13 protein-coding genes are annotated in these 11,502 nt (G+C 25.1%); 12 read left to right on the top strand and 1 reads right to left on the bottom strand.

The features are described from left to right. Positions 1 to 499: 499 nt before the first annotated feature. Positions 500 to 1,066, bottom strand: a complete 567-nt coding sequence (locus MBORA_RS02230; RefSeq protein WP_042692421.1) for a flavin reductase family protein — start codon at positions 1,064 to 1,066, stop codon at positions 500 to 502. 613 nt (positions 1,067 to 1,679) lie between these two features. Here MBORA_RS02230 and MBORA_RS02225 point away from each other — a divergent pair. The 12 genes from MBORA_RS02225 to MBORA_RS02170 all read left to right on the top strand — a co-directional run bounded on the left by MBORA_RS02225 (position 1,680) and on the right by MBORA_RS02170 (position 11,499). Further along, on the top strand, positions 1,680 to 1,883 hold the full coding sequence (locus MBORA_RS02225; protein WP_042692418.1) for a helix-turn-helix transcriptional regulator: 204 nt from the start codon (positions 1,680 to 1,682) through the stop codon (positions 1,881 to 1,883). Positions 1,884 to 1,885: 2 nt separating this feature from the next. Then, positions 1,886 to 2,617 (top strand): DUF4013 domain-containing protein, encoded by a 732-nt coding sequence (locus tag MBORA_RS02220; RefSeq protein ID WP_042692415.1) that lies wholly within the window; start codon positions 1,886 to 1,888, stop codon positions 2,615 to 2,617. 7 nt (positions 2,618 to 2,624) lie between these two features. Then, positions 2,625 to 3,410 (top strand): DUF4013 domain-containing protein, encoded by a 786-nt coding sequence (locus MBORA_RS02215; RefSeq protein WP_042692412.1) that lies wholly within the window; start codon positions 2,625 to 2,627, stop codon positions 3,408 to 3,410. 278 nt (positions 3,411 to 3,688) lie between these two features. Next, complete coding sequence (locus MBORA_RS02210; protein WP_147659473.1) at positions 3,689 to 4,060, top strand: hypothetical protein; 372 nt, start codon at positions 3,689 to 3,691, stop codon at positions 4,058 to 4,060. 127 nt (positions 4,061 to 4,187) lie between these two features. After that, positions 4,188 to 5,126, top strand: coding sequence for a DNA adenine methylase (locus MBORA_RS02205; RefSeq protein ID WP_063720170.1), 939 nt, complete (start codon positions 4,188 to 4,190; stop codon positions 5,124 to 5,126). 7 nt (positions 5,127 to 5,133) lie between these two features. After that, on the top strand, positions 5,134 to 5,994 hold the full coding sequence (locus MBORA_RS02200; protein ID WP_082853375.1) for a type II restriction endonuclease: 861 nt from the start codon (positions 5,134 to 5,136) through the stop codon (positions 5,992 to 5,994). Between the two features lie 832 nt (positions 5,995 to 6,826). Beyond that, positions 6,827 to 7,450: an energy-coupling factor ABC transporter permease gene (locus MBORA_RS02195; protein ID WP_063720169.1), complete on the top strand. Its 624-nt coding sequence runs from the start codon at positions 6,827 to 6,829 to the stop codon at positions 7,448 to 7,450. Between the two features lie 9 nt (positions 7,451 to 7,459). Beyond that, the gene (locus MBORA_RS02190; RefSeq protein WP_042692407.1) at positions 7,460 to 7,942 is read left to right on the top strand and encodes a hypothetical protein; all 483 of its coding nucleotides are present in this window, start codon (positions 7,460 to 7,462) and stop codon (positions 7,940 to 7,942) included. A 66-nt stretch (positions 7,943 to 8,008) separates the two neighbouring features. Next, positions 8,009 to 8,470 carry a MarR family transcriptional regulator gene (locus tag MBORA_RS02185; RefSeq protein WP_052331768.1) on the top strand — a complete coding sequence of 154 codons (462 nt, stop codon included), beginning with the start codon at positions 8,009 to 8,011 and terminating at the stop codon, positions 8,468 to 8,470. Positions 8,471 to 8,664: 194 nt separating this feature from the next. Next, a complete protein-coding gene (locus MBORA_RS02180; RefSeq protein WP_042692404.1) occupies positions 8,665 to 9,603 on the top strand; it encodes a 3-hydroxyacyl-CoA dehydrogenase in 939 nt (312 codons plus the stop codon). Positions 9,604 to 9,644: 41 nt separating this feature from the next. Further along, entirely contained in the window at positions 9,645 to 10,088 is a 444-nt protein-coding gene (locus tag MBORA_RS02175) for a MarR family winged helix-turn-helix transcriptional regulator (protein WP_052331767.1), read from the top strand. Positions 10,089 to 10,134: 46 nt separating this feature from the next. Then, on the top strand, positions 10,135 to 11,499 hold the full coding sequence (locus MBORA_RS02170) for an MATE family efflux transporter (RefSeq protein WP_063720168.1): 1,365 nt from the start codon (positions 10,135 to 10,137) through the stop codon (positions 11,497 to 11,499). The last annotated feature ends 3 nt before the right edge of the window (positions 11,500 to 11,502 follow it).

Raw genomic sequence — 11,502 nt, 5'->3', positions numbered from 1 at the left:
AGTTGAAAATTTAGCCAAATCCGATTAAAAATAGCAATCGATGTGTAATTTCAACTGTATATGGCCTTATAATTACACATCGATTTTCATAATTTAGGATTAAAAATACTAATTATTGGACAGTCCCATAATATTATTATCTTGTCTAATAAAATGTGTTCTATTTGAAATTATAATTCCATATTCACCATCATATTTATTCATTGATTTAATCATTAAGATTTTCCATACCTCACTTCAACATGTACAATTTCACCAACAATCTTATTTAAAAAAATCAGCATGTCCCTTATCAGGATCAAATAAAGTTCCAAATATATAATAATAAAAGATTATTATATTTCATTTAACTCACATTTATTCTAAATATGGAATAATATTCATTCATATTATTATTTATTAATTGTTATTTCTTATTAAAATAAGCAATTTTTTATTAAAACAATTTTTAATTGTTAAATAAATATTTTAGAGCTAAAAAAAGAAAAAAGTAGATTTATTATAATAAATCTGATTTTATATTAAAAGCTTTACCAACAGCATCGCCTAAAACACGGTAAACATTTTTATTTCCATCATAAGAGATAAATTCAATGTCTAAGGTGTTGATATTACCTTTATCATCAATAATATCATCACTTACAACAGTATTTACTACTTCGGCTGTTACTGTGCATCTTTGAGGAACAATTTCCTGCATATCTATTACTTTACATTCTAAGGTAATTGGAAAGTCTTCAACAATAGGTGCATTAACATTTTCAGCTTTTCTAAGGCTAACTCCAGATTTTTCAACTTTATCTGGATTTTTAGAAGCAGAACACATTCCAAAATAATCAGCAACTTCTAAAGTGTCTTTTGTAGCATAAGCTATTGTGAACTCTTTATTAACTTCGATATTTCTAAGTGTTTGGCGATTAAGTGCAAAGTTAACAGTAATGTGTTTAGGACCACATTGACCTGCCCAAGCAGCATTCATAACATCTGCAACACCATTTTCATCGTAAGTTCCAACCATAAAAACTTGTAATGGTTGAACAATTGTTTTATCAATATTTTTAACCATATTTATCACAAATCAAAGTTTATTTTGAAAATATATAAATTTTTTCATATTATTTATTTTAATATTTCATTGATTTTATTTCTGTCTTCAATTGTTATAGTGGTTTTTTAGTAGCATATCGTGTATTATTGTCATATTTGTTCTTTTATAACAATTTCTAATTCTCTATATTTTTAATATTCATCATTATTTAAATATGAATTTTTTAAAGCTTTTTTGCGAGACCTTTTTTTAGAATAGCTATTAAATATAGGTTTCTTTTTTAAAATTTAATAGATAATTGTAAAATCAACAAATTAGGATTTTCTATCTTTTCATAGAATTATACCATTAACTAATTTCATTTTCGCTTAGATTAAATGATTTTAAAACTTTTTGTTTCGAACCACATTGACTTTCCTAGTAGCATTCATAATATCACAGTTCCTCGCTATAATATGTTCCAATCATGAGTTGTATTATAAATTAAATCTGTATTCATATTTATCACAAATTTATGTATGCCTAGATTTTCATTAAAGATGTTTATTTTCAAAACATTTATATAGTAAGTAATATAATTTTTACATATGGAATGTATTTTTAACATAAGAATTTATAGAGTAATGATTCCATGAAAACAAAAATCAGATATTTAAGGCAAGAATTAGGTATATCACAAAAAGATTTAGCATCAAAAGTTGGTGTTACTCGCCAAACAATCAATGCCTTAGAAAATAGCAGGTATAATCCCTCTTTAACTTTAGCTTACAAAATAAAAAAAGTTTTAAAATGTAGTGCTATTGAAGATGTGTTTATACTTGATGAGGAGTGTTAAAAATGATATTAGATATTTATAAAGATGCATTAGAATATGCAAGTATTGATGGTGAATCATTAATAAAATTAGGAGTTATTTCATTTTTAAATTTTTTAATCATACCAATATTTTTGCAACTAGGATATTCATATAGAACTTGTAAAATAGCGGTAAATGGAATGATTAATGGTGATGATAAGCTAGCTAATTTCAGTGATCTAATTTCAATGTTTGTTGATGGATTAAAAGTCTTTACATTAAAATTTATTTATATAATTCTGCCTGTAACAATAGGGTTAATATTAATAATGGCTGGTAGTAATTATGGAGGTGTTATTGGAGGATTCATTATATTTTTAGGAGTAATAATTTCAATTATCCTTGGAGCTATTGGTGCATTTATATCAACAATCGCTATTTCCCATATGGCAGCTAATGGAGATTCACTAAAAGAGGCTTTTAATATTAAAGAGTTATTTACAATTGCTGAGTCTATTGGATATTTAAGAGTAATTGGTTTTTATATTGGAATTATTATGATAATGTTTGCTATAACTTTAATGGTATTAATAATTTTAATTACAGTATTTTCAATATTTGGAATTACAACATCATTTATAAGTCCGTTTGTTGGATCTAGTATCTTAACTACAGGTTTTATAATAATGGAACTAATATTTTCTCTTATTGTAGTTCCATTTCTTACAATATTTGAAGCAAGATCAATTGGACTTTTATATAATTTAAGGTAGTGATAAAATGGCAAGTATAACAAGTAATTTAAAAGAGAGTTTGGCTTATCCATTTAATGATTTGAAAAAGTTTGGGGTAATTTTTATATTAAATATGATAATTTTTTCATTAATCATTGCTTCTAACTACATATTCGTTAACTTTTTGAGGGAACTAATAGCACACAATAATATTTCTAATATTAATCTTGTATTAAACAACCAAGTAAGTATTGAAGTTGCAATATTACAAATCATTGCTTTTATTATTTCAATATTTATTTTAGGATACATTTATGAAGTAATAGGAAATTCAATAGAAAAAAATAATCAACTTCCAAAATTCAATATTAAAAAATTATTCATAAATGGAATAAAAGTGGAAATAATAAATATTATTTACATGATAATTCCACTAGCTCTAATTCAAATAGCTATTAGTTATGATTTAACAATAATATTAGTAATAGGAATAATATTAGCTATTATATTAGCTTTAATTGAAATAATGGCAATAGATAATATGGTTGCAAATAAAACAATAAAAGCAGCATTTGACTTTAAAGGAATAATAGAAAAAATCAAATCAATAGGATATCTAACTTATGTTGGAGGTATAATTTTTTATGAATTTAGCTACTTTATTATATTTTGTAGTTTATTTGTAATAATGATTTTAATATTGCCAATAATAATTTTACTAAGTATTTATGGAGTTTTAATCATATATACAATTTTGTTCAGTGCCGTATATTCATATGTGCTAATTTCACAAGCACATCTTTACGGAGCATTATATAATCTTGCTGAATAGTCAAATTTACAATTTATATACTAAAAATGGAGGTGGTATCAAAATATAAATCTAATTAAAACAATTTTAGAAACGCCTATTAATTTAAGTAGTCATATTCCCATTTAAAAATTATTTTTAAACATGATGAACTGAATTTATTAACTTTCCTCCTATATTATTAATAAAAAATAAATTATGGGCGTTTCTAATTTACAATAAATAACTTCTTTTTTTCATCTGATAGTTTAGCTAGTTTGGCTATAAAATATAAATAATAAGCGTACCTATTTAATAATATGTCAAGAAGAAAAATACTTTTAATTCTAATCTTTGTCATGATAATTATTGGAGGATTACTTTTCTTATTTAGCGATGCTTCTGATGTAACAATTAAAGGTGATATTGATCAATATAATTTCAATTATTCATATGTTTTAACAAATAATATTGGTGAAACAATGGCTGGTGAAGAAATAATTGTTACTGAATATTTAAATGATGAAGTAATTAGAAATTCTACACTAATAACAGATGATAATGGTAGAATTTCAGGAAATCTAACTAATACAGATTCTGGAAACCATACATTAATGCTAAGATTTGATGGTGGATTTTCCTATGCTGATGTATATACAAATTCAACCTTTGAGATATTGGAAGAATATTAATTCTTTTATTTTCTATTTGTATTGATTTTCATTGAATTTGATAAATAGAATTATTTTTAAATAAAACTTAAACATTTATTATCTAATATTTTAATATATTTAATTAAATAAAATTATGGATTTTATAATGCAAAAAACACTTTTTGGAAATGAAATTATAGAAGCTAAACCTTTTTTAAAATGGGCTGGAGGAAAATCTCAATTGATTCCAGAGATAGAATTAAGATTACCTTCTGAAATTATAAAAAACAAAGTTATTGAAGAATATTTTGAACCATTTATAGGTGGTGGAGCTTTATTTTTTTATTTAATGTCAAATTATGATATAAAAAAAGCTTATATATCAGATATTAATGAAGATTTAATTGTTGCATACAATACAATTAAAAATAGTCATAAGGAACTAATTAAACAATTAAAAGAATTTAAATCCACATATCTTTCTTTAAATCATGAAGATAGAAAAATAATGTATTATGAAATACGTGATAAGTTTAATTGTTTAAAAGAAAATTTTGATTATGATAATTATTCAAAAGAACATATTATAAGAACTTCATATTTAATATTTTTGAATAAAACCTGCTTTAATGGCTTATATAGAGTTAATGGGGATGGAAATTTTAATGTTCCAATGGGGAAATATAAAAATCCTTTAATTTGTGATGAAAATAATTTAACTGCAATTTCACATATTCTTAAAGATACAACAATTGTTAATGTTTCATATCTTGAATCAGAAAAGTATATTTCAGATAAGTCTTTTGTTTATTTAGATCCACCATATAGGCCGATTTCAAATTCTGCTAGTTTCACTAGTTATACTAAATCAAATTTTAATGACGAAAATCAAAAAGAATTAGCTGAGTATTATAAAAGAATTTCTAAAAAAGGAGCAAAAGCTATTTTAAGCAATTCTGATCCTAAAAATGAAAATAAAGATGATAATTTCTTTGATGATTTATATAATGATTTTTCAATAGATAGAGTGTATGCAAAGCGATTTATAAATAGTAATAAAAATAAAAGAGGCCCTATAACTGAAATTTTAGTTAGAAATTATTAGTGATATTATGGTAAATTATGCTAAATTAGGATATTCTAGTTATCAAAATTATTTAATTGATTTTTATAAGAGTTTAATGTTGACTAATCATACTTTTGATTTTTTTGTTGATTGGGAAAAAATTTACAAGAATTTGGAAGATTCGATATTTGAAGTATCTTTACTAAATTCGTTAAGTAAAATAAATGAGGAAGATATTGAAAGTAAATTTAAAGAATTAATTAGAGAATATCCAAAAGTTGTTCCAATTTTGCCATTGATATTAGCTATTAGAAATAAAAAAGTTCCTATTTTTGATATTAATAATAAATCCTCAAAAGAAATTTCATTTAAGATTGATTCATTTGATGAGGATGATATTATTACTTTTTGCAGAGATACAGAATTATTAGAATTATTTAATAATATTAAAGATTTATATTCCTATCTTTTAGGTGTAGAAGTAGGTTTAGATTCAAATGCTCGTAAAAACCGTAGTGGACATATATTTGAAGATATAGTTGAAGATTTATTAAATGATAAAATAGATAATAAACCAGAGTATAGCATTGTTAAAGAGGATTCAAATATTCCTATTCATAGAAATAAAAGATTTGATTTCGTTATTTATAAAAATCAAAATCCAATAATTGCTTTTGAATGTAATTTTTATAATAGTACCGGTAGTAAACCAATAGAAGTAGCTCATGCTTATGTTGATCTTCAAAAAGAATTAAACGAAATGAATATTAAATTTATTTGGGTTACTGATGGTCAAGGTTGGAAAAAAATGCAAACTACATTAAGAAATGTTTCTAAGGATATTGAATTTATTGTTAATTATAATATATTAAATAAAATCTTTTTTAAGTTTTTAGAATGTAAATAAGAAAAATATTTAAGTTATTCAAAATATTGTTTACTAAAAAAGATTTAAAAACACATTTAAAATAAAATTAAGAGTAAATATGAAATGAATCTTCATTATAGATTCTATTAAAAATAATGATATAACATATATGATGTAATTTATTCTAAAATCAATGAAAATCCAAAAACTATTATTTTTAAAATTATTCATAGAAATATTGATGCCGAGTATAAATATTGAAGATGAATATCTCCATTATAAGAATGAAAAAATGGAAATGAATGTTAACTTGATAAAAATATTGTTGATAAGCTTAATGACTTTTCTAATGACATGTTATTAAATTCAAAATAAGTGAAAAATTTTCTTGTTTTAAAATCATCATAGATTCTGAGCTTTTTTATGTGGATTATGATTATTTTTTTGATAGTTTTGATTATATTTTAGAGGATTTTCATTTGTTAATTAAAAATCATTTAAGAGTATCTAAGTTTTCTTTATATAGTTTTGTTTTAGATCATTGAATTTAAAAGAAGTTTAATTATTGATGAGAATAAAAGTTATATTTGGAGAACATTTGAAGATACTTTTGAGTATTACTTTAATTTTGAACTTGATGGGGAAAAATTTCTCAAATTAGAAATTATTTAAAAACTCAAATAATGATAAAAGGACAGTATAATGATTTATTGGCAATATTAGACGATTTAATCTCTATCCTTGCTTGTGTTAATTATGTGTTATAATAGAAAGTATTACTTTTTAGCTTATTTTCACTAGTTTTTTATTAAAAAAAGCTTTAAATAGTTATTACTTTAAAATATTAATAAATAATTTGGAGAAATAAAAAATGCATATTCCCGATGGTTTAATTTCTATTAATCAAGCAATTGTTTATTGGATTATATCCATAGTCATATTAGCTATTTTCTTTTTAAGAATTTCTAAAAAAGTTGATATGAGTAAAAGGTCTCTTTTAACTGCTCTTTTTACCACAGCTTTTATTGTTGCAACTTCTATTACAGTTCCTTCACCTTTAGGTGTTCCAATGCACTTTTTTTTAATTCCACTTGTTGTTATTATTTTAGGTCCACTAAATGCTTCTTTAGTTGCATTTTTAGGACTTTTAATACAAGCATTATTGCTGGGAATGGGTGGTATTACTACTTTAGGAGCTAATGTTTTAGATATGGGTATTGTTTTAAGTTTAGTGGTATATGGAATTTATACTTTATTTTTTAATATTGATTATAGATTAGCTATTTTTATTTCAACAATATCTGGGATTTTAGCTGCTAGTGTTGCTCAGATTATTATTTTGTCTTTGACAAACACTACAAGTTTGGAAGTTTTACTTGGAAGTTTACTGCCTTATTATTTAATGGTTGGTATTATTGAAGGTGTTTTTAATATTATTGTTTTGGAGTTTTTATCTAGACTTAGAGGAGATATTTTAGAAATTGAAAAGGTTTGAGGTGTTAATTTGAAAAGAGTATTATTAGTTTTAATTTTATTTTTTGTTTTAGCATTATCTGTATCTTCAACTAGTGCTCATGGTGCTGATTTAACCGAGGATACTATGATTATTGCAAATGAGTCAAATGGAATTCTTGCAAAAAAAATTGTTGATGATTTAGGTTTAAATATTACTGTTTATAAATTTGAATCTGAAGGGGATGTTGAGCACCAGCTTGAACATGCAATTACAAATCCTAACAAAAGAATTTTAGCTATTGCTTATCAAGATACTGTTAATGGTTATTTAGAAAATCATAGTGAGTTAAAAAATAGGGTCATTGTTAGTGATGATGATAATGCATCTATTGGTGAAAATGCTCAGAATTTAATTTCAATCGATGTTTCTAACCAAAAAGATGATTTTACCACTCCTTTAGTTGTTGGTTTAATAATTGGTTGTGTTATTGGTCTTATTGGTGGGGTATTTATTCTTAGGTTTAAATCGTAAATTAGCTGAAAAGTATTCAAAATTTTGAATTTAATTTATATATGATATCATATATATTATATTTTAATGAAAAAATTTAAATTAGATGAAAATCGTAAATATGCATTTGATTTTATTGTAACAATACTTTATATGCAGCATCTTTTTATTAAAGCTAAAAAAGCACGTGAATTTTCAATTGATGTTATTGATTATTATATTATTTTAGAAATTATTCATCATAATAATAATGAATTCATTCAGAAGGATTTTGCACAGCTTTTTGATAAAAATGAAAGTTCTATTACACGTGCTTTAAATCATCTTGAAAAATCTGGTTATATTGAGAGAATTTTATGTGAGGATAATAAGAGTAAATTAGTTAAATTATCTCCTACTGGACGTAATATTGTTTTAGAAGTTGAAAAAGAAGTTTCTAAATTTGATGAGTATATTTTCTCAGATTTTAGTCCTGAAAATGTAAAAGTAGGTATTAAAAATCTTATTGATATTGCCAACAATTCCTTTGATTATATTGACAATATTTAAATATTATAATCCATATATTAATAATTGCATCATGCAAGTATACTCCAATTTCGTATTATATCCGTTTTTAAATTACAAATTTTCTTGCATGATGATTTTTTTTAAATTTATTTAATAATATTTATATATTTTATCGACTAAATTAGTATACAAGTAAACTAATGTTTGCTTTTAAAGAAAAGTGGTGTTAAAAAATGAATATAAAAAATGTTGTAGTTGCAGGTGGAGGAGTTTTAGGAAGCCAAATTGCATTTCAATCAGCATTTTGCGGATTTAATGTAACAATCTGGTTGAGAAGTGAGGGATCAATTGGACGAACAAAACCTAAACTCGAAAGATTAAGAGACATATATCTAAACACATTAGAACAAATGAAAACAGATAAAAGTGCATATTGTAGGGGTTTTAGCGATAAAGAAGACCTAACAATAGATGAAATTGATGAACTAAAAGAATGTACAATAAAAGCATATGATGGAATTAAATTAACAACAAGTTATGAAGATGCAGCAGCAGATGCTGATTTAGTAATAGAAGCAATTGCAGAAGATCCAGAACAAAAAATTTCATTTTACCAAGAATTAGCAAAACATCTTCCAGAAAAAACAATTCTTGTGACAAACTCTTCAACAATGCTTCCAAGTAGCTTTGCAAAATACACTGGCAGACCAGAAAAATACCTTGCACTACACTTTGCAAACTCGATCTGGTCAAATAATACTGCTGAAATAATGGGGCATAGTGAAACTCAACAAGAATACTATGATGAAGTAGTTAAATTTGCAGAAGATATAAATATGGTTCCTCTAAAACTTAAAAAAGAACAACCAGGTTATATTTTAAACTCAATGCTTGTTCCGTTTTTAAGTGCAGCAGAAGCGTTACTAGCAAATGATGTAGCAGATCATGAAACAATTGATAAGACATGGATTTTAGCAACTGGAGCTCCAATTGGACCATTCCGTATATTAGATATTGTAGGTTTAACTACTGCATATAATATTGTAATTATGAACCCTGAAGCTGGAGACAAAAATACAACACCAGGTAAAATTGCAGCATTACTAAAAGAAAAAATAGACGAAGGAAAAACAGGAATAAATGCAGGAGAAGGATTTTATAAATACACATAAAATCTTTCTTTTTTTTATTTTAAATTTAAGGAGTATATTTAATGAGATTTGAGAAAACAAAAGGATTTTATGATACAAGTCGTTTAGGAGATTTACTCTATGTTTTTCACAAAAACCATAAAATATATTTAAATAATGCTCTTTTAAAACATGGCATAAGTTTAATTCAAGTATTATGTATTGTAATGATATATACTGGAGATGAATTAAACCAAAAAGATTTAGCAGATGGCCTATATTTATCAAAAGGAGCCATTACAAAAGCTATAAATAAATTAGAAAAAAATTCTTATGTTACAAGAGAAAAATTAAAAGAAGATAAACGCCAATATATTTTAAAATTAACACCAAAGGGTGAAAGTATAATTCCATTAATCGAAGAAATAAACAATGAATGGGAGAAAAAAATGGATTTTAAAAACTTAACCCCTGAATTTTATGAAACATTTAAACAGTTAACAGCCAAATCCATTGATTTAAATTAAAAAAACATTAATAATATTTATTAATTATTACCGCAATAATATGAATATGGCAAATAAAAATGTTGAAGTAATGAGAGGAAATCCAGAAATAGCTGTTAGAAAATTAGCTATTCCCATTATGATTTCCATGCTTTTAACAGCTTCTTATAATATTATTGATGGAATTTGGATAGCTGGACTTGGTCAAGCTGCAATTGCAGGAATTGGTTTTGTAACTCCAATCTTTATGATTTTGAATGGAGTAAGTGTAGGTTTAGGTAGTGGAGCTACAAGTAGTATTAGTCGTTTTGTAGGTGCAAAAAACCAACAAAAAGCATCTCAATCAGCTGAACACTCCCTTTTGATTATTTTAATAGCATCAATTATCTTAACAATCGTATTATTAATTTCTCAAAAAACATTACTTATTTCATATGGTGCAACAGGCCAGGCATTAGATGAAGCATTAAATTATGCAACACCACTATTTTTAGGTTTAATAGGATTTATGTTTGCAAATGGTGCAAGTGGAATCCTTCGTGGTGAAGGAGATATGAAAAGAGCGATGTATGCTGTAATTGTATCTGTTATTCTAAATGCAATACTAGACCCAATTTTTATTTATGTATTAGGATTTGGGTCAGCTGGAGCATCGCTTGCAACAGTATTTAGTTCTGTTTCATCAGCCTGTGTAATTTTATACTGGATCTTAATTAAAAAAGACACATATATTGATGTTAAACTTAAAAAATTTAAATGGGATTCAAATATAGTTAAAGACATATTAAAAGTAGGAATTCCAGCTTCAATAGACATGTTTGTAATGTCAATAGCAATGTCAATGTATTTATCATTTATAGCTACTATTGGTGGAGAATATGGAATTGCAGCTTTTAGTTCAGGAAACCGATTATATTTATTTGCAATCATGCCCCTAACAGCTATTGGAAGTGCAGTTACAGCAGTTAGTGGAAGTGCATATGGAGCTAAAAATGGGGAGTATATATCAAGAGCACATATTTTTGGTTCTAAATTTGGAATTTTATTTGGAAGTGCAGTAACAATCCTATTAGTAGTATTTGCACCACAATTATCACTTTTATTTGCATATACGTCAGATACAGCAGCATTAGTTCCAGGTATTACTCAATATTTACGAATTGCATGTTTATGTCTTCCATTTACAGGTGCTGGAATGGTTTCAAGCTTTTTATATCAGGGCTTAGGAAAAGGATTTATGAGTTTGTCTTGGACCATAATAAGAGAAGTCATATTTACTGTTAGTTTAACTTATTTATTTGGAATAATAATAGGATGGGGTTTAATAGGAATTTGGTCAGGAATTGCATTAGGTAGAACCTTAGCTAGTGTTTTAAACTTTATTACTGCAAGATTTACTATAAGACATGTAAGGTCTAATTTAGTAAAATAATTA

The sequence above is a fragment of the Methanobrevibacter oralis genome, assembly GCF_001639275.1.
In the GTDB taxonomy this organism is placed as follows: domain Archaea; phylum Methanobacteriota; class Methanobacteria; order Methanobacteriales; family Methanobacteriaceae; genus Methanocatella; species Methanocatella oralis.
This window is presented reverse-complemented; position numbering and strand designations above follow the sequence as displayed.